The sequence below is a fragment of the Paractinoplanes durhamensis genome (assembly GCF_016862175.1).
Lineage (GTDB): Bacteria > Actinomycetota > Actinomycetes > Mycobacteriales > Micromonosporaceae > Actinoplanes > Actinoplanes durhamensis.
In genome coordinates this window covers 238,600-263,189 of record NZ_BOML01000013.1, presented here as the reverse complement: position 1 = coordinate 263,189, position 24,590 = coordinate 238,600, and the positions used below count along the sequence as shown (strand labels likewise).

25 protein-coding genes are annotated in these 24,590 nt (G+C 71.0%); 9 read left to right on the top strand and 16 right to left on the bottom strand.

The features are described 5' to 3' along the window. Window positions 1-9 precede the first annotated feature (9 nt). Together Adu01nite_RS07935 and Adu01nite_RS07930 are read right to left on the bottom strand one after the other, a co-directional pair. A complete protein-coding gene (locus Adu01nite_RS07935) occupies window positions 10-903 on the bottom strand; it encodes a class I fructose-bisphosphate aldolase (RefSeq protein ID WP_203725872.1) in 894 nt (297 codons plus the stop codon). Between the two features lie 75 nt (window positions 904-978). Continuing rightward, window positions 979-1,962, bottom strand: a complete 984-nt coding sequence (locus Adu01nite_RS07930) for an Acg family FMN-binding oxidoreductase (RefSeq protein WP_203725871.1) — start codon at window positions 1,960-1,962, stop codon at window positions 979-981. Window positions 1,963-2,171: 209 nt separating this feature from the next. Here Adu01nite_RS07930 and Adu01nite_RS07925 point away from each other — a divergent pair, with 209 nt between their 5' ends. Then, window positions 2,172-3,212 (top strand): zinc-dependent alcohol dehydrogenase family protein, encoded by a 1,041-nt coding sequence (locus Adu01nite_RS07925; RefSeq protein WP_203725870.1) that lies wholly within the window; start codon window positions 2,172-2,174, stop codon window positions 3,210-3,212. Between the two features lie 47 nt (window positions 3,213-3,259). Continuing rightward, window positions 3,260-3,895 (top strand): CBS domain-containing protein, encoded by a 636-nt coding sequence (locus Adu01nite_RS07920; RefSeq protein ID WP_239132236.1) that lies wholly within the window; start codon window positions 3,260-3,262, stop codon window positions 3,893-3,895. Between the two features lie 93 nt (window positions 3,896-3,988). Here the strand turns inward: Adu01nite_RS07920 and Adu01nite_RS07915 are convergent, their stop codons facing one another. The 9 genes from Adu01nite_RS07915 to Adu01nite_RS07875 form a co-directional block, all read right to left on the bottom strand. Further along, window positions 3,989-4,468, bottom strand: coding sequence for an FMN-binding protein (locus tag Adu01nite_RS07915; RefSeq protein ID WP_203725868.1), 480 nt, complete (start codon window positions 4,466-4,468; stop codon window positions 3,989-3,991). 15 nt (window positions 4,469-4,483) lie between these two features. Next, a complete protein-coding gene (locus Adu01nite_RS07910; RefSeq protein ID WP_203725867.1) occupies window positions 4,484-5,914 on the bottom strand; it encodes a ferredoxin reductase family protein in 1,431 nt (476 codons plus the stop codon). 132 nt (window positions 5,915-6,046) lie between these two features. Beyond that, a complete protein-coding gene (locus Adu01nite_RS07905; protein WP_203725866.1) occupies window positions 6,047-7,279 on the bottom strand; it encodes a sensor histidine kinase in 1,233 nt (410 codons plus the stop codon). Continuing rightward, window positions 7,276-7,935 (bottom strand): response regulator transcription factor, encoded by a 660-nt coding sequence (locus Adu01nite_RS07900; RefSeq protein ID WP_239132219.1) that lies wholly within the window; start codon window positions 7,933-7,935, stop codon window positions 7,276-7,278. The genes Adu01nite_RS07905 and Adu01nite_RS07900 overlap by 4 nt, the downstream gene beginning before the upstream one ends. A 26-nt stretch (window positions 7,936-7,961) precedes the next feature. Next, window positions 7,962-8,423 carry an FMN-binding protein gene (locus tag Adu01nite_RS07895; protein WP_203725864.1) on the bottom strand — a complete coding sequence of 154 codons (462 nt, stop codon included), beginning with the start codon at window positions 8,421-8,423 and terminating at the stop codon, window positions 7,962-7,964. Further along, entirely contained in the window at window positions 8,411-8,563 is a 153-nt protein-coding gene (locus Adu01nite_RS07890; protein ID WP_203725863.1) for a hypothetical protein, read from the bottom strand. Before Adu01nite_RS07890 ends, Adu01nite_RS07895 begins: the two co-directional genes overlap by 13 nt. A 65-nt stretch (window positions 8,564-8,628) precedes the next feature. Beyond that, entirely contained in the window at window positions 8,629-9,507 is an 879-nt protein-coding gene (locus Adu01nite_RS07885) for a universal stress protein (protein ID WP_203725862.1), read from the bottom strand. An 18-nt stretch (window positions 9,508-9,525) separates the two neighbouring features. Next, window positions 9,526-10,380, bottom strand: a complete 855-nt coding sequence (locus Adu01nite_RS07880) for a universal stress protein (protein ID WP_203725861.1) — start codon at window positions 10,378-10,380, stop codon at window positions 9,526-9,528. A gap of 1 nt (window position 10,381) precedes the next feature. Beyond that, window positions 10,382-11,266 carry a universal stress protein gene (locus Adu01nite_RS07875; RefSeq protein ID WP_203725860.1) on the bottom strand — a complete coding sequence of 295 codons (885 nt, stop codon included), beginning with the start codon at window positions 11,264-11,266 and terminating at the stop codon, window positions 10,382-10,384. 244 nt (window positions 11,267-11,510) lie between these two features. Here Adu01nite_RS07875 and Adu01nite_RS07870 point away from each other — a divergent pair, with 244 nt between their 5' ends. Both Adu01nite_RS07870 and Adu01nite_RS07865 read left to right on the top strand, forming a co-directional pair. Further along, a complete protein-coding gene (locus tag Adu01nite_RS07870) occupies window positions 11,511-12,479 on the top strand; it encodes an Acg family FMN-binding oxidoreductase (protein WP_203725859.1) in 969 nt (322 codons plus the stop codon). 43 nt (window positions 12,480-12,522) lie between these two features. Further along, on the top strand, window positions 12,523-14,916 hold the full coding sequence (locus Adu01nite_RS07865) for a phosphoketolase family protein (RefSeq protein ID WP_203725858.1): 2,394 nt from the start codon (window positions 12,523-12,525) through the stop codon (window positions 14,914-14,916). A gap of 54 nt (window positions 14,917-14,970) precedes the next feature. Here the strand turns inward: Adu01nite_RS07865 and Adu01nite_RS07860 are convergent, their stop codons facing one another. Next, the gene (locus Adu01nite_RS07860; RefSeq protein WP_203725857.1) at window positions 14,971-15,924 is read right to left on the bottom strand and encodes an Acg family FMN-binding oxidoreductase; all 954 of its coding nucleotides are present in this window, start codon (window positions 15,922-15,924) and stop codon (window positions 14,971-14,973) included. Window positions 15,925-16,148: 224 nt separating this feature from the next. Beyond that, window positions 16,149-16,619 carry a universal stress protein gene (locus Adu01nite_RS07855; RefSeq protein ID WP_203725856.1) on the bottom strand — a complete coding sequence of 157 codons (471 nt, stop codon included), beginning with the start codon at window positions 16,617-16,619 and terminating at the stop codon, window positions 16,149-16,151. 239 nt (window positions 16,620-16,858) lie between these two features. Between Adu01nite_RS07855 and Adu01nite_RS07850 the strand changes: the two genes are divergently transcribed. After that, entirely contained in the window at window positions 16,859-17,842 is a 984-nt protein-coding gene (locus Adu01nite_RS07850; protein ID WP_203725855.1) for an Acg family FMN-binding oxidoreductase, read from the top strand. Window positions 17,843-17,928: 86 nt separating this feature from the next. Continuing rightward, complete coding sequence (locus tag Adu01nite_RS07845; protein ID WP_203725854.1) at window positions 17,929-18,858, top strand: universal stress protein; 930 nt, start codon at window positions 17,929-17,931, stop codon at window positions 18,856-18,858. A gap of 62 nt (window positions 18,859-18,920) precedes the next feature. On the opposite strand, the gene Adu01nite_RS07840 is transcribed toward Adu01nite_RS07845, so the two are convergent. Continuing rightward, complete coding sequence (locus tag Adu01nite_RS07840) at window positions 18,921-19,925, bottom strand: Acg family FMN-binding oxidoreductase (RefSeq protein ID WP_203725853.1); 1,005 nt, start codon at window positions 19,923-19,925, stop codon at window positions 18,921-18,923. 330 nt (window positions 19,926-20,255) lie between these two features. On the opposite strand from Adu01nite_RS07840, the gene Adu01nite_RS48405 reads away from it, so the two are divergent. Both Adu01nite_RS48405 and Adu01nite_RS07835 read left to right on the top strand, forming a co-directional pair. After that, the gene (locus Adu01nite_RS48405; RefSeq protein WP_275414623.1) at window positions 20,256-20,384 is read left to right on the top strand and encodes a hypothetical protein; all 129 of its coding nucleotides are present in this window, start codon (window positions 20,256-20,258) and stop codon (window positions 20,382-20,384) included. Next, on the top strand, window positions 20,384-20,962 hold the full coding sequence (locus tag Adu01nite_RS07835; RefSeq protein WP_203725852.1) for an AMIN-like domain-containing (lipo)protein: 579 nt from the start codon (window positions 20,384-20,386) through the stop codon (window positions 20,960-20,962). Before Adu01nite_RS48405 ends, Adu01nite_RS07835 begins: the two co-directional genes overlap by 1 nt. Before the next feature lie 61 nt (window positions 20,963-21,023). Here Adu01nite_RS07835 and Adu01nite_RS07830 read toward each other — a convergent pair whose 3' ends face one another. Beyond that, on the bottom strand, window positions 21,024-21,443 hold the full coding sequence (locus Adu01nite_RS07830) for a hypothetical protein (protein WP_203725851.1): 420 nt from the start codon (window positions 21,441-21,443) through the stop codon (window positions 21,024-21,026). Window positions 21,444-21,707: 264 nt separating this feature from the next. Here Adu01nite_RS07830 and Adu01nite_RS49085 point away from each other — a divergent pair, with 264 nt between their 5' ends. Continuing rightward, window positions 21,708-22,037, top strand: a complete 330-nt coding sequence (locus Adu01nite_RS49085; RefSeq protein ID WP_239132218.1) for an MDR/zinc-dependent alcohol dehydrogenase-like family protein — start codon at window positions 21,708-21,710, stop codon at window positions 22,035-22,037. A gap of 55 nt (window positions 22,038-22,092) precedes the next feature. On the opposite strand, the gene Adu01nite_RS07815 is transcribed toward Adu01nite_RS49085, so the two are convergent. Continuing rightward, complete coding sequence (locus tag Adu01nite_RS07815; RefSeq protein WP_203725848.1) at window positions 22,093-24,543, bottom strand: glycoside hydrolase family 94 protein; 2,451 nt, start codon at window positions 24,541-24,543, stop codon at window positions 22,093-22,095. Between the last annotated feature and the right edge of the window lie 47 nt (window positions 24,544-24,590).

Here is a 24,590-nt window from a genome sequence, read left to right as displayed (position 1 = left end):
GCTCTCCGATCACGGCGTCGGGTATTTGGCGAGGACCTGCCGCAGTTGATCGACCAGGCGCAGCGACTCGTCGTGCTCGCGCTGCCAGACGTTGCGTCCGAAGATCAGCCCGGTGGCACCGGCCGACATCGACTCCTGAGCCTTCTCGAGCATCACCTCGTCGCCGGCCCGGCCGCCACCCGAGATGAGCACCATCGTCCGGTTCGCCGCCCGGACCACCGCGTCGATGGCCTCCTGGCTGCTGAATTCCTCGGCGTACGCGGTGGGGACGGCGGTGCGCTTCTCGGGATGCGGGAAGTTCACCTTGACCACATCGGCACCGAGCTCACTGGCGACCCGGGCGGCGTAGTGCACCGCGTAGAACGAGTCCTTCCCCCCTTTGTGCTCGATCGCCTCACCGCGCGGGTAGGCCCACACGATCAGCGGCATGCCGAGTCGTTGGGCGTCCTGGCGGACGCTGCGGTACTGGGCGAAGTCGGCCTCCTGAGCCGGCGACCCGACGTACAGGGTGTAGCCGACCGCGTCCGCCCCGAGCCGCACCGCGTCCTCGACGGAGGCATGCAACGGCGACAGCGGACTGACGTCGCTCGGGATGTCGGTCTTGCCGTTCAGTTTCAGGATCAGGGGGACCTCGCCCGCGTAGTCCCAATAGAACTTCTCGGCCAGCCCGATCTGAATCGCGATGCCGTTGAACCCGCCTTCGAGGGCGAGCCGGATGATGTATTTCGGATCGGCCGCGATCGGATCGGCGAAGAAGTCCCGGGGGCCGTGCTCGAGACCTTGGTCGTACGGCAGGAACAGCGCGGTCCCGTTGCCCAGGCCGTGCTTGTACAGGATGCGGTGCAGGCGGGCCTTCTTACCGGCGCTCAGACCGCATTGTGCGAGTCGTAGCCGCGTACTCATGGCTGTCTCCTTTCCTTTCCTTTCCTCCTCACCGTGCGCACGAGCTCGCGGTACCGGTCAGAGGCACCGGACCGGTCAGGCCAGGACGTCCGGCACGTCGCGGCGCGGGGTGGGGTGCCCCGGGGTACCGAAGCCGAACCTGATGGCGATCTGCGGGAAACCGGCCCGGCGCAGCGAGCGGCGTAGCTGTTCGCGGGCGGCCGGCACCTCGATCGGCTGGCTGATCATCGAGGTGTCCAGGCCGGCCGCGGTCGCCGTGAGCAACACCTTCTGCATCGCCTGCCCGGCGGCGACCTGATCGGCGGGCCGGTCGCCCGAGACCCCGAGAATGCCGACGAGAGGCTCCGGCTCGTAGTCGTGCCACTGGCCGCGCCGGCGATCGTTGAACAACCGCTGAGGCAGCAGGTCGTGCGGCTCGGCGAGCGGCGCCCCGGCGCTGACGGGCACACCGTCGGGTGCCTGGTCCGCGTGTGACCAGGTCGCGATCTCGGCCTGATAGCGCGCGTCGCGCCGCAGGACCCGATCGGCGCTGTGGGCGATCTCGCTGAACCCGGCGATCGCGGTCGCGCCGACCAGCAGATCCAGCCAGGCCGCCTGGCTGCGCGCCGCATCGATGAGCCGCCGGCGGACATCGGCGGGGACCGGGGCCGGCCAGAACGGGCCGCGGTTGCTGTATCGGCGCGGAACAGCGGCGTACAGCTCCACCTCGGCGTACGTCGGCGGCCGCGGTGCTCCGGCCCGGAGCCGGGCCACCAGGCTGCGGTCGGTGAGAATCGGGTAGATGTCCGTCACGGCGGGCACACCCGCGCCGGCCAGTGCCAGCCGTGCGTTGTAGGTGGCGGCGCCGCAGGCGATCCTGGCCGCCCAGCCGGCCCGATCGGCGGCCAGGAGGCGCTCGGCGTCAACCCGGACTTCGATGGCACCGTCCCGCAGGCCGAATCTCCATGGCTGGCTGTTCACGAGCGACGGGGCCCGGATGCCCGCTTCGGCGGCGCGGCGCAGGTCGGCCTCTCCGTATGCGATGGCGGCGCCCGCCGGCGTCGGGTCGGGAGATGTCATGGCAGCAAACCTCCTCACCACCACGGTGATGGTGACCGGGCACACTCGGTCAGGGCAGAAAGACCTCGAACGGCCGTCGACCGGAACCTGTGGCCGTACCGGTGTGCCGATCCCGCATCTGTCCCGCCGAGTAGTGCCGGAAGTCCCTGTCCGGCGGGCCATACCGGGGCGAGCGTAGGGAGAGGGAATCGATCGAAGGGGAGGTCATCATGAAAGGACTCGTGTACGGCGGACCCGGCGCCAGATCATGGACCGAGATCCCCGATCCGGCGATCCGGGACCCGCGCGACGCGATCATCCGGGTCGACGCGGTCACTATCTGCGGCACCGACCTGCACATTCTCGCCGGTGACGTGCCCGAGGTGAAGCCGGGCCGGGTGCTCGGTCATGAGGCGGTCGGCACGGTCGTCGAGACCGGCAGCGGCGTCGGCGGGCTCACCACGGGCGATCGTGTGCTGGCCTCCTGCATCTCGGCGTGCGGGATCTGCCGTTTCTGCCGGGACGGTGCCTACGGACAGTGCCGGGGCGGCGGGGGCTGGATCCTGGGTCACCTCATCGATGGGGTTCAGTCCGAGTTCGCCCGGATCCCGTTCGCCGACCTGTCCACGTACAAACTGCCGGAACGGGTGAGCAACGAGGCGGCGGTTCTGCTGGCCGACATTCTGCCGACCTCGTACGAGGTCGGCGTGCTCAACGGCCGGGTGCGTCCCGGTGACACGGTGGTGATCGTCGGTGCCGGTCCGATCGGGCTGGCCGCCGTGGTCACCGCCCGGCTCTTCTCGCCGGCCCACATCGTGGTGATCGACAAGGCGGAGAACCGGCTGCAGGCGGCCAAGATGTTCGGCGCGGACACCACCGTGCTGGCCGGCACGGACGATCCGCTGAGCGCGGTCCGGTCGCTGACCGCCGATCTCGGTGCGGACGTGGTCATCGAAGCGGTCGGCACCCCGCAGACGTTCGAGCTGTGCACGGCGCTGGTGCGGCCGGGCGGCCGGGTCGCCAATGTGGGCGTGCACGGCAAGCCGGCCACCCTGCACCTGGAAGACCTGTGGATCCGCAACCTCACCATCACCACCGGCCTGGTCGACACCTACTCGACGCCGAAACTGCTCGACATGCTGGTCGCCGGGCAGCTCGACCTCGGGCACATGGTCACCCACCGGTTCGGCCTCGGCGAGTTCATGCGGGCGTACGACGTCTTCGCCGATCCGGCGCGTAGCGGCGCCCTCAAAGTAGTCCTGGCCGGCTGAACGGAACGGAGGCGACCACGATGAGGACCTGGAAGGTTGGCGACGTGATGACGCGGACCGTGATCTCGGTGGACCGCGACGCGTCCTATCGCAACATGGTGGATCTGCTGATCCATCGGCGGATCAGCGCCCTCCCGGTGATCGACGACGCCGGCCGGGTGCTCGGTATCGTCTCCGAGGCGGACCTGCTGCGAAAGATCGAGTTCGCCGGCGAGGAGGAGCCACGGATCTTCGAAGGGCGACGCCGCCGCGACGAACGTCGCAAGTCGGCCGGCCGCACCGCCGCGGACCTGATGAGCACCCCGTGCGTGGCGGTCACCAGCGACACGTCGATCGCCCTGGCCGCCCGCACGATGCACGCCAGCGGCGTCCGGCGGCTGCCGATCATCGACCAGGCCGGCATGCTGGTCGGCATCGTGTCGCGCAGTGATCTGCTCCGGGTGCACACGCGGCCGGACGAGGAGATCCGCGCCGACATCGAGCACGACGTCCTGGGTGTCTTTCTCATCGAGGAGGCGGATGGCGTCTCGGTGGCGGTGGCCGACGGCATGGTCACGCTGACCGGCAAGGTCGACCGCAGATCCTCGGCGGAGATGGCGGAACGGCTGACCCGCGAGGTGGCCGGCGTCGTCGGCGTCACGTCGACGCTCGACTACAGCTTCGACGACCGCCGTGTGCGCTGAGAACGCCTGTCCCGCCCGGCCCGATCCGGGCGGGAACTCCGCCATCGGCGGCTCGCTGGACCCGGGCGCGCCGCGGTACGGATGTCGTGGTGGTCACGAGAGGTGGGCGGCGTCGAGGGCGGCCTGCAGTGACCCCAGGTAGCCGTTGCTGGTGACGGTCGCACCGGAGACGGTGTCGATGTTCGCGCTCTGCGCGGCCAGGGTCTCCTGTCGCAGAATCGGCAGGGCGTACGCGTTGATCTCCTGGTCCTTGCCGTTCTCGGACGGGTAGATCGGCACCGCCACGTCGGTGATCTTGCCGTCGACGACGGTGATGGCAACCTGCACGTCACCCCAGCGGGTGGACACGACCGAGCCGGTGTAGGTCTTGGCCGCCGAGGAACTGCTGGAGGTGCTGGAGGTGCTGGAGCCAGGGGATGGACTCGTGCCGGTAGGGGTGGGCGTTGTCGCTTGCCGGCTGATGGTGGTCTGCGCGGAACCGGCCGCGGTCGTGCTGTTCGTGCTGGTGCGGTAGCTGAACAGCAGGACCACGGCGGCCACCGTGGAGAACAGCCACAGGCTGATGCGTCGCATCGTTGTCCTTCCGGATTACCAGGAGAAGAGTTCGGTGTGCAGTTGTCCGGGCTTGACCCCGGCGTCGGCCGCGGCTTTCCGGGCGGCGTCCGTCCAGGCGTCCGGGCCGCACACGTAGACATGCGAATCGGCGATCAGCGGCGCCATCTGTCGCAGCGCGGCCGCGTCGCCGTAGCCGGCGAACTTCGCCGGCAGCCAGGACGGACGCTCGGCACGCGGACCGAACAGGTAGATGATCCGGACCCCTCGACGGGTGGCGAACCAGTCCAGCTCGGCGCGGAACGCCACCTCGGCCTCGTTGCGGGCGCGATAGACGAGGGTCGCTTCCCCCGGCCCGTACGGCAGCTCCCCGAGCAGCGCCAGCAGCGGGGTGACGCCGATCCCGCACGCCAGCAGCACCACCGGTCCGCCGGCGTACGTCGCGCCGGTCATGGTTCCGTACGGGCCCTCGATGAGCGCCTTCGTCCCCGGCCGCAGCGACGCGACACGAGAGCTCCCGTCGCCGAGGTCCTTCACGGTGATGCGAAGCATCTGCCCGTTCGGTGTGGCCGACAGGGAGTAGGGGTGCGCCCGCGACCAGCCCGGCCCGTCGAGGAACCGCCACTGGAAGAACTGGCCCGCGCGGGCCGGAAGCCGGTCCAGTGCCCGACCGGTCAGGTAGACCGAGGTCAGCCCGGGACCCTCCGGCGTCACGTGCGAGACGACCAGGCGGTGCCGCCAGTTGCGCCAGGCCGGCAACCCGAGGCGGTACACCACCACGCTGCCCGCCGACACCCCGTAGAGCGTCCACCAGTACGCGATCGAGGCCGGCGAGCCGATGAAGTCGGTGCCGGTCCACAGCTGGTGCGGTAGCGCGAGCCCGACGCCGAGATATGCGTACAGATGCAGGAGGTGCCACGACTCGTAGCGAAGCTTGCGCCGGGCGGCTCGGACCGAGGTGACCACCACCATGATCAGCGCGAGGGTGCCGGCCGTGGCGAGCAGCATCCCGGGGTAGGTCCAGATCATGGTCCAGAGCTCGGCGAACGCATTGGCGTGCGCCGCCCCGGCGTAGCCGACAGTGATCAGCACCACGTGGGCGACCATCAGCCAGAACGAGGTGAAACCGGTCCATCGGTGCCAGCGGGCCAGGCGGTCCTGACCGAAGGCGCGTTCGACCAGCGGGATCCGGGCCATCAGCAGCACCTGCAGCAACAGCAGGTCGGACGCCCAGAGGCCGGTCAGGCGGCCGGCGGCCGACACGGCGTCCGCGCCGCCGCCGGTGACCTGCTGAACGCCGCCGTTCCCGACCCACAGTGCGGTCACGATCAGCAGGCTCACCCCGGCGCCGAGGCCACCTGCGTCCGCCCACCAGCGCGGTGTGGTGCGGCGCACCGGTGCGGAGGCGCCGGAGGACGGTGAGTCTTGCGAGGAGGCGACGTGGGACGACGCGGCCGCTACGGTCATGTCGTAACCATCGGCCAGCAAGTTGAGAAAGGAAGGCCTGAACCTATGGGCCGGCTATGAGTTGGCCGTGAGAGTCCCCGGGCTGAATCCGAGGGACCTGGGTCACCCGGTTCAGCCGTCGCGCGGCCCGGGCTACGGTCGCCGGTGATCACCTGCGGGCAGGTGGATGGTAAAGGTGGCGCCCGCGCCGGGGCGGCCCGAAGCGACGATCGTGCCGCCGTGGCCGGTGATCACCTCGCGTGCCAGGGCGAGCCCGAGGCCGAAACGGCGGTGGTCGGCGTGGCCGCGCGCGAAACGGGCGAAGATCCGTTCGGAGTCGGCGGGGTCGAAGCCGGTGCCGTCGTCACGCACGATCAGCTCGACCCGCGGGGGAGCGTGGCTGAAGCCGAGCTCGACCGTCACGTTCCCGCCGCTGGGGGTGTGGCTCAGCGCATTGTCCACCAGGGCCGTGACGACCCGGCGCAGAGCTGCCTCGCGCCCCCGGACGACGGACGGCCCGGCGGCGTCGGGGACCAGGACGAGTTCCACCGCCTGATCCCGTGCCCGGCTCTCGAGCGCGGCCACCACGCTGGCGGCGACCACACCGAGGTCCACCTCGGCGCCGGTCTCGATGCCCGCCTGCAACTGGGTGGAAAGCAGCAGATCCTCGATCACCTCGCCGAGTTGTCTGGTGCCGGCCACCAACTGCTCGATGTCGGGCGTCATCTGCTCCGGTGCAGCCCCGGCCCGCAGATCGTGGTGCAGCAACTGGGCTCGGGTGTGCAGCTGGGTCAGCGGTGTTCGCAGTTCGTGGCTCGCATCGGCGACGAACCTTCGCTGCCGGGCGAGCGCGTCCCCCAGGGGCGCGGTGGCCCGCTGGGCCAGCAGCGCGGCGGCCAGGCAGGCGATCAACAGACCGGACGCCTCGGCCAGCCCGAGAGCCATGAGCAACCGGCGCCGCTCCGCGTCCTGCGCGGCGAGGCTGCCCACCACCTGAACGGCATAGGCCGGTCGCTGCCGGGTGACGACAAGGTAGTCGATGCCGTCGATCTCCGTCGCGTTCGACTCGGCCGGACCGCCCGCCCGGACCCGATCGAGCGCTGCCCGGTCGGGGAAACCGTCCGGGGCGTCCTCGGTTGCGGTGAGCCGGCCGCCGGCGTCCAGCCGGAAGATCCAGCTGCCGGCGGGCGGGTCGATGACGTCCTCCTCGGTGGCCGCGGTCTGCTTCAGCGAGCGCTCCAGGCTCGAGCGTTGCTCGCGGGTCACGGCGATGAACGCGACGATGCCGACCACCAGCAGCACCAGGGTGATCGCCACGGTGTTCTGCACCGCCAGGGTCCGGCGCGCCCGGCGCAGCAGCAGCAGGTCCGGGTCGGGGCGGGTCACAACGTGCCCAGCCGGTACCCGCTTCCACGGACCGTGGTCACCACGGAGGTCCCGAGTTTGCGACGGAGGTAATGCACGTAGGTGTCCACCAGGGCGCCGTTCGCCGCCTCCGGAAAGACCTTGGCGACGATCTCCGCACGGCTGAAGACACGAGCGGGGTTCTCGGCCAGGAGCCGCAACAGGTCGCTCTCCCGGCCGGACAGGGTCGCCCGAACCCCGTCACCGGTGACGGTGCGGGTGATGAGGTCGAACTCGGCCGTCCCGATCGGGAGCTTCGGTGACGGATCGTGCGGTCGTCGCAGCAGGGCGCGGACCCGGGCGAGCAACTCGTCGACCTCGAACGGCTTGACCACGTAGTCAGCGGCGCCGCTGTCGAGGCCGTTCACCCGATCGGCGACCGTCCCGAGCGCGGTGAGGATGAGAGCCGGGGCCTGAACCGAGCGGCGCCGTAGCCGAGCGAGCAGATCGAGTCCTTCGATCGCGGGCAGACCGCGGTCGATGATCAGCAGGTCGTAGTCCCGGGTGAGCGCGAGGTGCAGTCCGGCCTGGCCGTCGCGGGCGAGTTCAGCGACATGACCGGCACCGTGGAACAGGCGCACCAGCAGGTCGCCGAGCTCCCGGTCGTCCTCGACCACCAATACGCGCGTTTCCCTCACCGCCCCACTCTCGCAGCTCTCAGCCGTCATCCGACGTGCGCCGCGTCGAGGGCGGCCTGCAGCGACTCGACGTAGCCACCACTGGTCACGGTGGCGCCGCTGACCGCGTCGATCCGCGCACTCTGGGCGGCGAGCGCTTCGGCGCGCAGCCGCGGCAACGCGTACCCGTTGATCTCGTCGTCACGGTCGTTGCCCGAGGGGCGCAGCAACGTGCGTACCTCAGTGATTCTGCCGTTGTTGATGGTGACCTGGACCTGGACCGGGCCCCACCGGGTCTGGGCGACGGTGCCGTTGACGGTCGATCCGGTCGATCGGGTCGATCCGGTCGATCGGGTGGAGCGCGGCTCCGCCGGCGGAGAAGGGACGATGCCGGGCGCCGCGGCTCCGGCGACGGGCGAGGGCGCCTGGCCGCCGAGGCTCGTACGGTAGCTGAACAGCAACACGACGGCGGCGATCGTGGAGACGATCCACAGCGTTATCCGGCGCATGCGGGCCGCACCATGCCGTTCGCCATCCACGACGCCACCACGACGACCACGCTCAGGACGGCGGCCGACCCCGCCGGCCCCCGCCGCCGGCGACGCGGCGGCGGTGCCGCGATCAGGCCCGCCGTATCGGTGCTTGTCATCCTCACCACGCCAGCGTGACGCCCGGAAATGGGAAAGCTCGAAGAATCGTCCCGGGGCTTGATGATCAACCGCTGGGATGACTGCCCCGGCGTGCGATCAGGACCGGGCAGTGCGCGTGATGCAGAAGCTGCAGCCCGGTCGATCCGAGCAGGGTGCCGCGAACGATGCCGTGACCACGGTTGCCCACCACGACCAGCCGGGCGTGGGCGGACGCGGCCGCCAGCGCGGTGGCCGCGCTGCCGTGCGCGATCGTCACCCCGACGGGTACGCCGGGATACTTGTCGCGCCAGGGTGCGAGCAGCTCTTCGACTCGCGCCCGCTCCGCGTCGTCCTCCTCGGGAATCGGGACACCGTGGGCACGTATGCCACCGGTCCACGGTGGTGCGGTGGGAACCAGCGAGCGGAGTGCGACCAGGTTGCACTCCCGGCTGTTCGCGGCGGCGAACGCGGCCTCGGCGACCTGCTCGGCGTACGGGGAGTCGTCGATGCCGGCGAGCACCGCTCCCCGCCCGTCCGCCCGGCCGCGCGTGACCACCACCGAGCAGGTCGCGTGCACGGCCACGCGGTGACCGACGGAGCCGGGCGACAGCCAGGAGATGCCCCTTCGATCGTGGCCGCCGAGCACGATGAGCTCGGCTGATTTCCCGGCCTCGAGCAGTTGCTCGGCCGGGCGGTCGATGAAGGTGTGCTGCTCGATGCGGAGGTCCGGCGCGATCTTCCCGGCGTGGCGCGCGGCCGTGTCGGTCACGGCCCGCGCGGACGACCACACCTGCTCGGCGTACTCGCCGGCGAAGGAGGCGTCGGAGTCCCGCCAGTTCCAGTCGATGGAGTGCACGATCCGCAGCGTCGCGTCGCGCCGCTGCGCCTCGCGTGCGGCCCAGGCGACCGCGACCATGCCGGGATCGGCACCGTCCGTGCCGACGACGACGGTTCGGGTTCTCATGGGGGCCTCCGTTCCATCTCAGCTGTGCGGTTCGTGGACGACGGCCACCGAGCAGGCGGCATGGCGCAGCAGATGCTGGCTCACCGAGCCGAGCAGCAGGCCCCGGATCGGACCACGGCCGCGGGTGCCGACCACCAGGAGCTGCGCGACGGCGCTGAGCTCGGTGAGGGCTGCGGCCGGGTGCTGCATCACGGCCTCGGCGACGATCTCGATCTCGGGGTGCTTCTGCCGCCACTCGTCGACGAGGTCGCCGAACGATCGCCGCTCGGCCTCGCCGACCTCCGGCGTGCCGATCCGCGGGTCGGTCACCGGCGACCACGCACGGACCACCCGCAACGGGACGTGCCGCGCGGCGGCTTCCTCGGTCGCGAACGCGAGGGCCGCCTGCCCCCAGGCCGATCCGTCGACCCCCACCACGATCGGGGTGTCGGCGGCCTGCACGCCGCGAACCACGATGACCGGGCAGCGTGCGGATGCACTGACCGCGGCGCTGACCGAACCGAGCAGGCCGTTGACGACGCTGTGGCCCTGACTGCCCAGGACGATGAGGCCTGCCTCGTGCGAGCGTTCGATGAGGGTGCGTGCGGCGCCGTCGTAGACGATCGAGACGGCGGTGCGGACGGTGGGGTGGCTGTGCCGTGCGTCGGTCACCGCCTCGTCGAGCATTCCCCGGGTGGCGCGATCGATCTCACCGTCGGGCTGGACCGCGGCGGCGGGCCCGGTGACGGCCGCCGGCGCCCAGGCCGGCCATTCGTGGGCATAGAAGAACTCGACGACCGCACCGGAGCGGGCGGCCTCATCGAGTGCCCACCTGGCCGCGGCCTTCGAGGGCGATGAGCGGTCGTAGCCGAGGACTATCTTCCGAGCGTTCATGTCAAGCTCCTGTCCGGACGGCGTGCCTGGCGATGAGGACGGGGCAATACGCGTGATGGAGCAGCTGAAGCCCGGTCGAGCCGAGCAGCGCGCCGGCCACTGCGCCGCGGTCGCGGCTGCCGACGACGACCAGCTGAGCGTGCCGGGACCTCTCGACCAGCGCCGCCGCGATGCTCTCGTGGGTCATGACGACCTCGGCCGGGACGTTCGGGTACTTGTCGCGCCACGGAGCGAGTCGCTCCTCGAGCCGGTTCCGTTCGTAGGCGTCGAAGTCCGGCGTCGCGACGTCTCTCGGGTTGACGCTCGGCTGCAGCCACAGCGGGACCGGCGGCAGGAAGGAGTGGACGACCTCGACCGGCCCACCACGTGTCGAGGCCATCTCGAAGGCGATCTGGAGAACGTCCTCGGCGGACGGCGAGTCGTCCACGCCTGCGGTGATCGGGCCGCTGTCGGGAGCGGACTCGTCATGCACGACGACTACCGGGCAGGTGGCGTGAACGGCCAGCCGCTGGCTCACCGAGCCGAGGAGCAGTCCGGCAAAGCCGCCCCGGCCGCGCCTGCCCAGCACGAGCAGCTCGGCGCCGTCCGAGACCTCCAGCAGCTTCGGTACCGCATGCCCGACCAGCAGGTCGGTCTGGATCGTGATCCGCGGCGCCACCGTGTGGGCGCGGCGGCCGGCCTGAGCCACGATCCCCTCCGCGACCTCGCGGGCGATGTCGATGTAGTCGTTGCCGATGTCGAGGCGTGACTCGCGCCAGTCCCAGTCGTAGGCGTGCACGATGCGCAACGGCACCGCGCGGCGTTCGGCCTCGCGGGCGGCCCAGGCGACGGCGTGCAGGCTGGTGTCGGTGCCGTCGGTCGCGACGATGACGGTCTTGGTGGTCATTTCTCCTCCCTCAGATGGTCGTCCCTTCGATCGTCGAGCTCATCGATGCCGGACAGGAGAGCGCGAGGTCCCGGTGAACAGGGCCGAAGGTCCCGTCGAACGACTGTCCGGGGTGGATGTGCGTGCGCCGGAGTGCCGGCCCCGACCGGCTTTCCGGAGAGGTCGATCGGCCCTGACCGGTATGCCGAAGTCCCTCTAGCCTCGACATGGGGGAGAGGAGAGCGACTGTGATGGACGGTCAACCATGAGCACCGTCGGCAGGAATCTTCTGACGCGATGTGTGCAGGCGGCGACGCTGGCACCGTCGCTGCACAACAGTCAGCCGTGGCGCTTCCGGATCGTCGGCGAATCGGTCGAGGTGTACGCCGACCCCGATCGCCGGCTCGAAGCACTGGACTCGTCCGGCCGGGAACTCATGATCAGCGTCGGGGCGGCGCTGTTCACACTACGGCTGGCACTGCAGGCCGAGGGCTGGGCGCCGGCCTGCACCCTCTTCCCGGATCGGAGGTCCCCGGACCTGGTGGCCACCGTCGAACCGGGCAGTCGAGCCCCGGCGTCCGACAGCGTGGCGACTCTGGCCGCCGAGATCTCGCGCCGGCACACCAACCGGTTCCCCTTCACGGCTGCGGTGGTGACCGCCGAGGCGATCGAGGAGCTCGCCGCGGCGGCCGCGGAGGAGGGCGCCACCCTCACGATCGCCGGCACGGCCGGGCGCGATGCGATCCTCGGGCTCGGCCAGGCGGCGGAGCGCCGGCTCCGCGCCCACGGCGGCTACCGGGCCGAGTTGAGCCCCTGGATTCGGCCCGCGCCAGGCCGGCGCGATGGTATCCCGTTGATCTCGGCCGGGCCGTGGGACGCGCTGGAGCGGCTGCCGATCCGGGATTTCGGTTTGATGCATCCCCAGCCGTGGCGCACGAGTGAGCGGTCCGGGACGTTCCCCGCGATGGTCGTCCTCACTACCGTCGGCGATGGCCCGGCGCAATGGATTCGTGCGGGCCAGGCATTGCAGCGCGTTCTGTTGGTGGCCACCCGTCTGCGCCTGGCCACCACGCCGATCAGCCAGCCGGTGGAGATCCCCGCGATCCGGGAGATGCTGGCGAATACGGCCACCGGCCATTGGCCGCAGATGATCGTCCGCATCGGCTACGGACCACCGGCCACGGCGACGGCTCGCCGGCCCATGGCCGAGATCCTGGAGGTCGACGGGCAGTGATCGTTCCACCGTCGAGACGAATCGATCTGTGAAGGGAATCGCCGTGACCACGGTCCTGACCGCGAACCGCAAGCTCGCCGACCTCGACGAGACCGACCTCGCACGGGTGGACGCCTGGTGGCGCGCCGCCAACTACCTGACCATCGGGCAGATCTACCTGCAGGGCAATCCGTTGTTGCGTGAGCCGCTGACCCCCGAGCACATCAAGCCGCGGCTGCTGGGCCACTGGGGCACCAGCCCCGGGCTGTCGTTGATCTATGCGCACGTGTCCCGGCTGATCCGCCTTACCGGCCAGCAGGCGATCTACCTGGCCGGGCCGGGGCACGGCGGCCCCGCGCTGGTCGCAGCCGGCTATCTGGAGGGCACGTACAGCGAGATCTATCCGCGGGTCAGTCAGGACGAGGCCGGCATGCTCCGGCTGTTCCGGCAGTTCTCCAGTCCGGGCGGGATCCCCAGCCACGTGTCGGTGACCACGCCCGGTTCCATTCACGAGGGTGGTGAGCTCGGTTACGTCCTGGTGCATGCGTTCGGTGCGGTGATGGACAATCCCGACCTGCTCGCGATCGCCGTGGTGGGTGACGGTGAGGCCGAGACCGGCCCGCTGGAGGGCTCGTGGAAGGGCATCTCGTTCATCAACCCGGAGCGCGATGGCGCGGTGCTGCCGATCCTGCACCTCAACGACGGCAAGATCTCCGGCCCGACCGTGCTCGGCCGTAAGCACGCCAACGAAGTGCAGGAACTCCTGCGTGGGCACGGCTACGACGTGATCGAGGTGTGCGGGGATGATCTGCCCGGTATGCACCTCCGGTTCGCCGCTGCCCTCGGCGGGGCGTGGGAACGCATCCGTGCGATACAGACCGCTGCCCGCGATGGCTCGTGGGACGGCACACGCCCGGTCTGGCCCATGATCGTGTTGCGTTCCCCGAAAGGCTGGACCGGGCCGGCCAAGGTCGACGGCATTCAGGTCACCGGCACCTGGCGGTCGCATCAGGTGCCCCTCTCCGGCGTCCGGGACAACCCGGAGCACCTGGCGATCTTGGAGAGCTGGCTCAGGTCGTACCGCCCGGAAGAGCTCTTCGACGCGGACGGCGCGCCGGTCGGTCTGGTCCGTGCGCAGGCGCCGGACGGCGACCTGCGGATGAGCGCCAGCCCGCACGCCAACGGTGGCCTCCTGACTCGGGACCTCGACATACCCGACTTCCGCGAGTACGCCGTCGAGGTGCGCGGGCCGGGCACCACCCACGCCGAATCGACCCGCAAGCTCGGCGAGTTGATGCGCGACATCTACCTTCGTAACCCCCGAAGTTTCCGGCTCTTCTGTCCCGATGAGACCAACTCCAACCGCCTCGGCGCGGTCTTCGAGGTCTCCGACCGGGCGTTCATGGAGCGCACGATCCCCGGCGACGTGAAGCTCAGCGCCGACGGCCGCGTGATGGAGGTGCTCAGCGAGCACAACTGTCACGGCTGGCTGGAGGGCTACAACCTGACCGGCCGGCACGGCATGTTCGCCACCTACGAGGCGTTCGCCATGGTCAGCGCGTCGCAGACGGTCCAGCACGGGAAGTGGCTGCAGGAGGCCCGCAATCTGGCCTGGCGGGCCAAGGTGCCCAGCCTCAATGTGCTGCTCACCTCGACGGCGTGGCGCAACGACCACAACGGCTTCTCACATCAGGGTCCCGGTCTCATCCAGGTGGTGCTGACCCAGCGCGGCGACGTGGCCCGGGTCTACCTTCCACCGGACGCGAACTGCCTGCTCTCGGTGGCCGACCACTGTTTCCGGTCACGGTCCTACATCAACCTGATCGTCCAGGACAAGCAGCCCCAGCTGCAATATCTGACCATGGACGAGGCCATCGCGCACTGCGCGCGAGGTGCGGGCGTCTGGGAGTGGGCCGGTACCGACGACGGTGCCGGTGATCCCGACATCATCCTGGCCTGCGCCGGCGACGTGGTGACGATGGAGACGGTCGCGGCCGCCCGGATTCTCCAGGAACGCCTGCCCAACCTCCGGGTCCGGGTCGTCAACGTGGTCGACCTGATGACCCTGATCCGCCCGAAGGATCATCCGCACGGCATGAGCGAGACCCTGTTCACCGAGCTGTTCACCGACACGGTCGACGTGGTCTTCGCCTTTCACGGCTACCCGGGCGCCATCCACCAGCTGGTGCACGGCCGGCCGGACGCCGACCGGTTCCGGGTGCGCGGTTTCATCGAGCAGGGCACCACCACGACGCCGTTCGACATGACGGTCCGTAACCGCGCATCCCGTTACCACCTGGTCATGGACGCCATCAACAACGCCGGGCGGCTGACGCGCGGCGCCGCCGACCTGAAGGCCTGGTGCGAGTCACAGCTGGCCCGGCACGAGGCCTACATCGTCGAGCACCTGGAGGACATGCCGGAGGTCCGGGACTGGTCTCTGGCCGGCCGAGCCTGAGCGGAACGAACAGAGCGGCACGGCGCCGCCGGCCGACCGGCCGGCGGCGCCGCATCACGCGATCAGCTGGACCGTGGCCTCGGACGGCAGGCGCGGCGTGCGGGGCCACTTGCCGGCGGTGGGGTCCGCGGTGGCGAACCGCAGCACCAGATACGGCAGCTCGTAGCCGCCCAGCATCCGCTGGATCATGTCCCGGCTGCCGGCGACCTCGACGACGAGGCTCAGCGGCAGGACCGAGACGGCCAGTTCGGTGGCGGTCAGCCAACCGGCGGACAACGCTTCGCCGGCGGTCAGCCAGTTCGGTCGCTCATCTCCGGCGCCATGAAGGACGGCGAAGACGGACGCGTGGTGGTGCGATTCCCCGATGAGTGCGGATCCTGGCCGCCGTAACGGCCGTCCGGCCAGCGCGGGGGCATGGACACCGCTGTCGGGTGCCGCCTCGTCACCGACCCATGCCGCCAGTTCCACCCTCCACTCGGGATCGTCCTCCTCCGCGCCGCGGGCCCAGTCGGATGCTTTTGCCAGGATGAACATCTGCTGCGGGCGCAGCAGTTTGAGATCGGCGCCCTCGCGGCGGATCGCGACCCCGATGGACCTCAGCTTGTCGTGGTCGAGGGGCCGGCTCGGCGCGCTGCGGCGGTCGGTGTGGCGGCGGCCGGCGGCCTGAGCGAGACGCGTCCAGACCGGTTCGATCGGCATCCGTCCGCCGGACCGCAGCCGCGCCAGATGGTCGATGTCAGCCGGGTCCGGAAATCGGTGCACGACGGGCCGCCAGCCGCCGGCCGCGAGCGACACGCGCGCATGGTGCAGGGCCGTGCCGCAGCTCAGGACGGCGAGCCGGGCGTCCGGGTCGGTGGTCCGGAGCACTCGCCGGGGTTCGAGTCGCAGATCGAGGTGGTCGCCGTCGACGACCCATCGCCATGGCTGGCTGTTGTGCAGCGACGGCGCCTGACCGGCGAAGACGGCAGCGTGCATGAGTGGATCCGGGGCGCGGATGGGTCGGGACATCACGGCTCTCCTTCCCGGCGTGCGGTCGGCCGCCCGGGTTGGTCCGGGCCGCGAACCGGTACACCTCGACCGTGCGCCCGCGCCGTGGTGCGGGCGAGGGCCGTAAGGCTCGGCGTTGCTTGTCCTCCGGCCCGGCCGGTGACGATGCCGGCGGCGTCGTTGACGCTCTGCCCGTGTCGCAGAAGCAGCAGTGCGCCGCCGCCATCGGTCCGCGTCATCGCGGCTTACTTCCGAAGGACCGGTTCCGTGTCGGCCTGCTCCGGCACGGGCACCGGAATGACGACGACCGGGCAGGTCGCGGCGCGGATGCAGGCTTCGCTGACCGAGCCGAGCACGGTGCGCCGGATCCGGCTGTGCCCATGGCTGCCGAGGACGAGCAGGTCCGCTCCGTGGCCGGCGCGGGCCAGGGCCTCTCCGGGGCTTCCCTCGATGACCTGAGCGGCGATCGGGACGTGCGAGCCGTGCCGTACGGCCAGCGTCCGGATCTCGTCGTCGAGCAGGCCGGCGGCCTTCTTCTCGGCCTCCTCCGGATTGGTGGCGGTGGCCGGACCGAACTCCAGTCCGTCCCACGACCAGGCGATGACGGCCTCGACGGCGCCGCCGCGGGCGCCGGCCTCCTGGACGGCCCAGTCGAGCGCTCGCCGCCCACCGTCGGAACCGTCCACTCCCACCACGATCAGATACCGCGTAGTCATGACGAACTCCTCTCGACACCGCCCGCAACGGGACCGAGCGGGCTCCGTCCCTACCGTGCGCAGCCTCGGTGCGGCAACGGCAGGGTCGAAGGTCGCGAGGATGCAGGAACAGGGTCCCCTCGCCGCGCACACCGGGTGAGGTGTGGCCCATCTCGGGGCACCTGCGGGACCAACGGCTCTGGAAGGTCCGGTTCCGACCGAGGTGTGGTGGAGCTACCACCGCGAGGTGAGGAGGAGCGATGGACACGACTACGGTTCCGCCGTCGCGGAAGGTCCTCGCCGGCTGTGTCGGCACCGCGACCGCCGCACCGTCGCTGCACAACAGCCAGCCGTGGCGGTTCCGGATCGACGGGCCCAGCGTCGACGTGTACGCCGACCCGGCGCGCCGACTGCACGTCATCGATCCGGCCGGGCGTGAACTGCTGATCAGCGTCGGGGCGGCGGTGTTCACGCTGCGGCTCGCGATCACGCTCGCCGGCTACCGATGCGAGTGCGAGCCGTTTCCTTCGCCCGCCGACCCCGACCTGGTCGCGCGCGTTACCGCCGGCAAGCCCACCGCGCCCTCCGCGGCGGCGGAGGCGCTGTTCGCCGCGGTGCCGCACCGGCACACCAACCGGTGGCCGTTCGCACACACGGCCGTGCCGGCCGACGCGCTCGAACACCTCGTCAACGCCGCCCGCCTCGAAGGTGCCGCGCTCAGCGTGGCGTCGCCGCCGGCTCGCGAGGCGATCCTCGGGCTGGCCCTGGAGGCCGACCGCCGGCTCCGGGCCCGGCCCGGCTACCGCGACGAGCTTCGCCGCTGGGCCGGCCCGAGCGCCCGCCACGACGGCGTGCCGACCTGGGCGATCGGGCCGTGGGACGCGCTCGAGTCGATGCCGATCCGCGACCTCGGCGCCCTGTCCGATCTGCCCCGCCCGACCGCGAAGTTCGAGCCGTACCCGACGATCCTGGTGCTCGCCACCGACGGTGACGAACCGGCCGACTGGTTGCGCGCCGGGCAGGCGCTGCAACGGGTGCTGCTGACCGCGACGTGGGAGAACCTGGCCACCACCCCCATCAGCCAGCCGATCGAGGTGCCTGCCGTTCGGGAGGCCCTGGCCGCGCCGGACGGACGGCGGTTCGTGCAGAGCGTGCTCCGGATCGGCTACGGCAAGATCACCGGCCGCACGGGGCGACGACCGGTCGCGGACGTCCTGATGCCGGAGCGGCGAGGTGCGACATGACGACGGCATGAGCCGCGTCGACGACCATGTCGCCGCATCGAGCGGGACGGCGGCACCAGGCAAGGAACGGTGCGAGGAGGCCGGCCATGAGTCATCTCGAGAAGTCCCGCACACAGCGGGAGGCTCGTCGCGACCATGCCGATCGCGACCATGCTGCCAGGTACAGCGAGGCGGTCGGCCGATTTCTGGGCGTGGCCGGTCACCGCTCGGAGGAACCGGCCCGGCCGACCTTCGCCGCCGCGACGCCGGCCGCCGTCACCGCCGTCACCGCCGTCGGCGTGGTGCTGGCGGCGGTGGACGACAGCCCCGCCGGCTACACCACCGCGGATCATGCCGCCCTCGAAGCGGAGCTGCGCGGCTGGGGGCTGTTGCTGGTCCACGTCCAGCGGACGGGCGGCGTCCGTACACCCGCACGGGACGACGGCGCCCGCCTGCTGGACCGGCTGACCGAGCGAGTGCAGGCATACTCGCCGACCGTGGCCGTGACGAGCCGGCTCCTCGTCGGCTGGGCCGCGCCCCTGTTGCTGGCGGAGGCGCGGGACGCCGGGCTGGTCGTGGTCGGGCATCGGCACGGCGCCGCCGGTGCCATGTTCGGGGTGAGCGTCGGCGACCGGGTCGCCGCCGCGCATACCGGGGTGGTTCTGGTCGTGCGCGTTCCCGGCCGGCCGGCTGGTCCGGGCTTCAGCCCGCGCCCGATCGTCGTCGGCGCCGACCGTGACGACAGCCCGGCCGTCAGATTCGCTCGTCGCGAGGCCGAACTGCGCGGCACCGATCTGGTGATCCTGCGGGCCGGCACGACACCCCGCGCCGAGCGGGTGGAGACGGCCGGCCGCATCCGGGTGTATCGGCGGTTCGTCGTCGAGGAGCCGGGCCCTGCCCTGATCGCCGCCTCGACCGAAGCTGCCGCGCTGGTGGTCGGGCGGCATGGCCCGGGCCGGACCCCGGCCGGTCCGATCGGCTCGGTGACCCGGTCGGTGGTCCAGCACGCACAGGGCCCGGTGTTCCTGGTCGGCTGAGCGTGCTCGAGCCGACCAGGTCGCCTACGCCTTCCCGCGGCGTACGACCGGGGAAGTGCCGCTCACGGGAAATCGATCTGGATCGTCTCGCGGGCCTCCCTGCGCGGTGAGGCGGGCAGCGTCTCGCCGGAGACGGCATAGCCGAGCCGCACGATCAGGTAGGGCTCGTCGTGGGCGTCGGGCAGCAGCCGGCGGAGCAGTTCCCGTGGCCAGGCCACCTCGACCGCCTCGCTGATCGGTGCCGTCGACAGACCCTCGGCGGTCGCCTCGAGCAGCAGGGCCGACATCGCCTCCCCGGCGCGGAGAAGGTCGACAACATGGCAGCCGGAGCCGTGCACGATGACGTAGACCGCGCCCTCGTCCTCGCCGGCGCCGGCGAGCAGACCGGGCGACCCGCTGGGCAGAAGGTTGCGTGCGGGCACCCGCCGGTGAGCCGGTTGCACGGCCGTGGCGGGTGGTACCCCGTCGCCGGTCCAGGCCGGCCGGTGCGTCCATCGGGTGAGCTCACCGCGGTGGGCCGGGCTGAAGTATTCGACGTCGGCCGCCTCCTCCACCGCCACGGCAAGCTCGGGCACCCGGTCGTCGGGCACCTGACACAGCCGGGCGCCTTCGGTCTCGACGCACTCGGCCAGACGCGTCAGCGCCGACGGCGGAACCTCGCGATCTCCGAAGGCCCGGCGATCGGTACGCCGCCTGCTGATCGCACCGGCGAGCCTGGCCGCCACCGGATCGGCCGGCCCGTGCCCCACGACGCGGACCGCGGCCAGCAGGTCGGGTTGCCGGTCGTCAGGGAGGCGATCGATCTCGGTCCGCCAGCCCTGAGCGCCCAACGCCATCCGTGCGTGATGGAGCGCACCGCCGCAGCTGAGCAGGAGAAGCCGGCCTTCCGCGTCGGTGACCCCGAGCCGGCGCTCCGGATCGGACCTCAACCACATCATGTCCCCGTGGATGCGCCATTTCCACGGCTGGGTGTTGAACACCGACGGCGCGCGCAGGGAGACCCGGGCGGCCGACTCGAGTGCGGCGCTCGCCGCGGAGCGCGTAACGGGACTGTCAGGAGCGTTCATCGTAGTGCCCTCTCCTCGTCACATCCCCTCAAATTGCCACCCTCGCACCACCCGGGACAGGGTCGTTGGACCCGGCAAACCTGGCGCCGTGGTCCTCTTTGCACTCCCACCGGGACGAGCGGCATCTGCGGTCGGTTCCGCCGGAGAGCGGCCAGGCCGATGCCGGAAACGCGGAGGCGGCCGGCCCCCTCGAATGCGCGGGCCGGGCGCGCATGACTTTTCCCGGCCCGGAGTGCCCATCGGCACTTCCGGGACCGGGCCGCGCGCGATGTACTTGGCGTGTGACCGTCCCGTGCGGGTGCGCGGCGGCGGTCCCGACGGAGGTGCGTCATGGCGGTCGTGCGGCGGGAGCATGTGACGAAGACATTTCCCGGGGGCACCACGGCGGTCGACGACCTGAGCCCGACCATCGGTGATGCGCACGACACCGCAGTTGTTCCGGTAGCGAGCGCGGCGTGATGAGCAGGCGAACCGTATTCGCGGCTCTCGCGGCGCTGGCGCTGCTGCCGGCAGGATGCGCCGGTCCGGCCATGCCCCCGGCCGGGCCGGCGCCCACCAGCGCGGCCCCCACCGATTCACGTCCTGCGGCGCCGGTCACCGCCGGGCCGGCCTGGCGATCGGCGCCGGTCAGTGTGGTCCGCCACCCGCCGGTCCCGCCGGTTCCGGTGCTGACCGGTGTGCGGTCGGGAGCGCATCCGGCCGAGGGTTACGACCGGATCGTGTTCGACATCGACGGCGCGTTGCCCGGCTACACCATCCGATACGTGGACCAGGTGCGCGCGGATCCGTCCGATCGTCCGATCGCGGTGCCGGGCGAGCGTCACCTGCTCGTGGTGCTCGACCCCGCGCAGGCGCACCGTACCGACGGCTCGGGTACCGTCACCGGGATACACGCGCTGGGGCTGACGGCGCTCACGGCGTATGCGATCGTCGGTGACTTCGAGGGGCACGTGTCGATCGCGGTGGGCCTGCCCCGGACGGCCGGCTTCCGGGCCGGCGAGCTTCCGGGCCGCATCTTCCTGGATGTCGCCCGCTGAACCCCGGACGACATCCCGCGGGGAAAGCGTGCGCCGCGACGATCGAGAATTCCGGCGTGGCTCACCGCAACGCCTTGCGGGCCATCCGCACGTATGTGGCACCGACGCCCTCGCTGAGTTCGGCGCTCAACGTCAGCGCCTCCCTCAGCCACCGGAACGGCATGATCTTCGCGGCGTCCTTCTCGAACCCGGCAACGCCGCTGGCGTTGCGGTCGTACACGTTGATCGCCAGCCGGCCGGCCTCCCGGCCGAGACGGTGACGGCACGTCGGCGGTGCGGCCTTCGGGCCGGCTCCCGCCTTCTGCGTCTGCCACTCGGATCGGTGCCCCGGGCCTGGCCGGCGACCCGGATCCGGCACCTCGGAGCCGGTCGGGCCGGCGAAACGGTGATCGGTGGCCGTTCCCGCCGGACCTGCGCGGTCCGGTCGCCGGGCGGAGGTTCCGGGCGCAACCGGGAACTGTTCGGTGGACATCGCAGACATGGCAAACACCTCCATCTCGATCGTCCGCCGAGGATGGGTCCACGGTCAGGGCGCGACGTCCCGTATCGCTGTTACCAACGCCGCCGCCGCGGAGCCGTCGGACTCTGTACCGGCTCGCCGGCCCGGCCGACGATGGGATCGGAGGTGCGGCATGTTCGGATGGCAGGTCGACAGGCCCGGACCGGACGTCCGGAGTGCGCTCGTCCGGGTGCCGATGAAGGTCCCCCGCCCGGCGCCCGGGGAGTTGCTGGTGGCGGTCGACGCATGCGGTGTCTGCCGCACCGACCTGCACGTGATCTCCGGCGAGCTGTCACCGCACCGGCCCTCGGTGGTGCCCGGGGCGGCACGCTGGCGATCGCCGGCATCTACCTCACCGACGTCCCGGCCCTGAACTACGAGCGTGAGCTCTTCCAGGAGCGGACGGTTCGCAGCGTGACCGCCAATACCCGCCAGGACGGGCGAGACCTGCTCGCGTTCGCCGGGCGGCATCACCTTCAGGTGGCGGTCACGCCTTACCCGATGAGCCGGGCCACCGACGCCCTGGCCGATCTCGCGGCCGATCGGGTCCGCGGCGCAGCCGTCCTGTTGCCGTGACGGGCCGGCTCCGCGGTTTGGCGCCCACCACGACGACCGGGCTCGCATCCACCGATCAGCCCTCGATGACCGCCTCCACCCGGACCGTCGCACCGGGAGCCGCGAGCGGTGCCACCGTGCCGTCCACCCGTTCGCCGTCCACGATCAGGTGGTCCACCCGGCCGGTCGCCCCGGCCGCCTTGCGCACCGTGATCTCGTAGGTGGCCCCGCGGAAGGCCCGGGTGGCCCGGAAGCCGGGCCAATCGGCCGGCAGCACCGGATCCACGCGCAGGCCGGCCGCCTCCGGCCGGAGGCCGAGGATCCACTGCGTGATCGCGGCGAAGTTCCACGCCGCGGTGCCGGTGAGCCAGGAGTTCTTGGCCTCGCCGTGGGTGGGCGCGTCCCGGCCGGCGATCATCTGCGCGTAGACGTACGGCTCGCAGCGATGCACCTCGCTCAGCGTCTCCCGGACCGACGGGTTGATCCGCCGGTAGTAGTCGAAGGCGCGGTCGCCGTTACCCACCATCGCCTCGGCGATCATGATCCACGGGTTGGTGTGGCAGAAGATGCCGGCGTTCTCCTTGTAACCGGGCGGGTAGGAGGAGATCTCGCCGAGCTCGATCCGATAGCCGGAGTAGGCCGGTTGCTGCAGGATGATGCCGTGCGGGGTGGCCAGCCGCTCGGCCACGCTGCGCAGGGCCCGTACGGCCAGCCCGTCGTCGAGCCCGACCCCGGCGAGCACACACATGCCCTGCGGCTCGATGAAGATCTGCCCCTCGTCGTCCTCACCGGAGCCGATCGGCCGGCCGTGAAAGTCGTACGCCCGGCGGAACCAGGCGCCGTCCCAGCCGTGTTCGATGATGACGCCGGTCATCTTCTCGGCGGCGGACCGGTACTCGGCGGCTTCCGCGTCGAGCCCGCGCAGCTCGGCGATCGCGGCCATCTCCTTGGCGGCCAGCACGAACTGCCCGGCGATGAAGACCGACTCGGCCGCGCCACCGTGGGCGTTCTCGGTGGTCTGGAACGGCTCGCCCGGCGTGTCGGAGAAGCAATTGAGGTTGAGGCAGTCGTTCCAGTCGGCGCGGCCGATCAGCGGCAGGCCGTGCGGGCCGAGCCGATCCTGGGTGTAGCGCACCGAGCGGCGCAGGTGCTCGTACAGCGGCGCCTCGCTGCCGGGTGCGTTGTCGAACGGTACGGGCTCGTCCAGGATCGTCGCGTCGCCGGTCTCCTTGAGGTATGCGGCCACGCCGAGCACCAGCCACAACGGGTCGTCGTTGAAGCCCTCGCCGATCTCGTTGTTCCCCCGCTTGGTCAGTGGCTGGTATTGGTGGTAGGCCCCGCCGGTCGCCTTCTGGGTGGCCGCGATGTCGAGGATTCGTTCCCGGGCGCGTTCCGGGATCATGTGGACGAAGCCCAGCAGATCCTGGTTGGAATCGCGGAAGCCCATGCCGCGACCGATCCCGGACTCGTAGAAGGACGCCGACCGGCTCATGTTGAAGGTCACCATGCACTGGTACGCGTTCCAGATGTTGACCATCCGGTCGGTGTCCGGATCCGGGGTCGTCACGCGCAGACCGCCGAGCAGCACGTCCCAGTGACGGCCTAGCTCCGCGAAGCCCTCGGCGACCGTCTCCGGCCGCAGCCAGTGCTCGATGACCGGGCGCACGGTGCGCTTGTCGAGCGTCTGCGACCCGGGCGGGTCGAACTTCGCATCCTGCGGATTCTCCGCGTAACCGAGCACGAAGACGACCTCGCGGCTCTCGCCCGGCGCGAGGCTCAGGCGTACGTGGTGGCTGCCGATCGGCGCCCAGCCGTGCGCGATCGAGTCGAAGGCCGCGCCCCGCTCGACCGCCGCCGGCTGGTCCCAGCCGCGGTAGGCACCGAGGAAGGTGTCCCGCTGCGTGTCGAACCCGGCGAGCGGCTCCGAGCAGGCGAAGTACGCGAAGTGGTCGCGACGCTCCCGGTACTCGGTCTTGTGATAGATCACCCCGTCGGCCACCTCGACCTGGCCGGTGGAGAAGTTGCGCTGGAAGTTGGTCGCGTCGTCCTGGGCGTCCCAGAGGCAGAACTCGATCGACGAGAAGAGCGACAGCTCGGCCGCCGTGTCGCGCTCGTTGGTGACGCGGGCCCGCCAGATCTCGAGGGTCTCGCCGAGCGGCACGAAGTAGAGCGTCTCGACCCGGATTCCGCTGCGTGCGGAGGCGATCCGGGTGTACGACAGGCCGTGCCGGCATTCGTACTCGTCCAGCCGGCTTCGCGTCGGCTGCCACGACGGTGACCAGTAGTCACCGGTGGCGTCGTCGCGCACGTACAGATACCGGCCCCCGACGTCGAACGGCGCGTTGTTGTAGCGGTACCGGGTGAGACGGCGCAGCCGGGCGTCGCGGTAGAACGAATACCCACCCGCGGTGTTGGAGACGATGCCGAAGTACGCCTCGGTGCCCAGGTAGTTGATCCAGGGCAGTGGCGTGTCGGGCCGGTCGATGACGTATTCACGCCGTACGTCGTCGAAGTGTCCGAAGCGCACTGGTTCCTCCTCGCGCCGGATCGGTCCGCACTCTGCCGACCGTGGAT

Excerpts from the sequence above, each read along its gene's own strand:
- Adu01nite_RS07925 (WP_203725870.1), top strand. The coding sequence starts at position 2,172 with ATGAAAGGACTCGTGTACGGCGGACCCGGCGCCAGATCATGGACCGAG.
- Adu01nite_RS07895 (WP_203725864.1), bottom strand. The coding sequence starts at position 8,423 with ATGCGCCGGATAACGCTGTGGATCGTCTCCACGATCGCCGCCGTCGTG.
- Adu01nite_RS07930 (WP_203725871.1), bottom strand. The coding sequence starts at position 1,962 with ATGACATCTCCCGACCCGACGCCGGCGGGCGCCGCCATCGCATACGGA.
- Adu01nite_RS07830 (WP_203725851.1), bottom strand. The coding sequence starts at position 21,443 with ATGTCTGCGATGTCCACCGAACAGTTCCCGGTTGCGCCCGGAACCTCC.
- Adu01nite_RS07840 (WP_203725853.1), bottom strand. The coding sequence starts at position 19,925 with ATGAACGCTCCTGACAGTCCCGTTACGCGCTCCGCGGCGAGCGCCGCA.
- Adu01nite_RS07860 (WP_203725857.1), bottom strand. The coding sequence starts at position 15,924 with ATGTCCCGACCCATCCGCGCCCCGGATCCACTCATGCACGCTGCCGTC.
- Adu01nite_RS07855 (WP_203725856.1), bottom strand. The coding sequence starts at position 16,619 with ATGACTACGCGGTATCTGATCGTGGTGGGAGTGGACGGTTCCGACGGT.
- Adu01nite_RS07850 (WP_203725855.1), top strand. The coding sequence starts at position 16,859 with ATGGACACGACTACGGTTCCGCCGTCGCGGAAGGTCCTCGCCGGCTGT.
- Adu01nite_RS07845 (WP_203725854.1), top strand. The coding sequence starts at position 17,929 with ATGAGTCATCTCGAGAAGTCCCGCACACAGCGGGAGGCTCGTCGCGAC.
- Adu01nite_RS49085 (WP_239132218.1), top strand. The coding sequence starts at position 21,708 with ATGCGGTGTCTGCCGCACCGACCTGCACGTGATCTCCGGCGAGCTGTC.
- Adu01nite_RS07935 (WP_203725872.1), bottom strand. The coding sequence starts at position 903 with ATGAGTACGCGGCTACGACTCGCACAATGCGGTCTGAGCGCCGGTAAG.
- Adu01nite_RS07890 (WP_203725863.1), bottom strand. The coding sequence starts at position 8,563 with ATGACAAGCACCGATACGGCGGGCCTGATCGCGGCACCGCCGCCGCGT.
- Adu01nite_RS07885 (WP_203725862.1), bottom strand. The coding sequence starts at position 9,507 with ATGAGAACCCGAACCGTCGTCGTCGGCACGGACGGTGCCGATCCCGGC.
- Adu01nite_RS07920 (WP_239132236.1), top strand. The coding sequence starts at position 3,260 with ATGACGCGGACCGTGATCTCGGTGGACCGCGACGCGTCCTATCGCAAC.
- Adu01nite_RS07870 (WP_203725859.1), top strand. The coding sequence starts at position 11,511 with ATGAGCACCGTCGGCAGGAATCTTCTGACGCGATGTGTGCAGGCGGCG.
- Adu01nite_RS07880 (WP_203725861.1), bottom strand. The coding sequence starts at position 10,380 with ATGAACGCTCGGAAGATAGTCCTCGGCTACGACCGCTCATCGCCCTCG.
- Adu01nite_RS07910 (WP_203725867.1), bottom strand. The coding sequence starts at position 5,914 with ATGACCGTAGCGGCCGCGTCGTCCCACGTCGCCTCCTCGCAAGACTCA.
- Adu01nite_RS07875 (WP_203725860.1), bottom strand. The coding sequence starts at position 11,266 with ATGACCACCAAGACCGTCATCGTCGCGACCGACGGCACCGACACCAGC.
- Adu01nite_RS07915 (WP_203725868.1), bottom strand. The coding sequence starts at position 4,468 with ATGCGACGCATCAGCCTGTGGCTGTTCTCCACGGTGGCCGCCGTGGTC.
- Adu01nite_RS07835 (WP_203725852.1), top strand. The coding sequence starts at position 20,384 with ATGAGCAGGCGAACCGTATTCGCGGCTCTCGCGGCGCTGGCGCTGCTG.
- Adu01nite_RS48405 (WP_275414623.1), top strand. The coding sequence starts at position 20,256 with ATGGCGGTCGTGCGGCGGGAGCATGTGACGAAGACATTTCCCGGGGGC.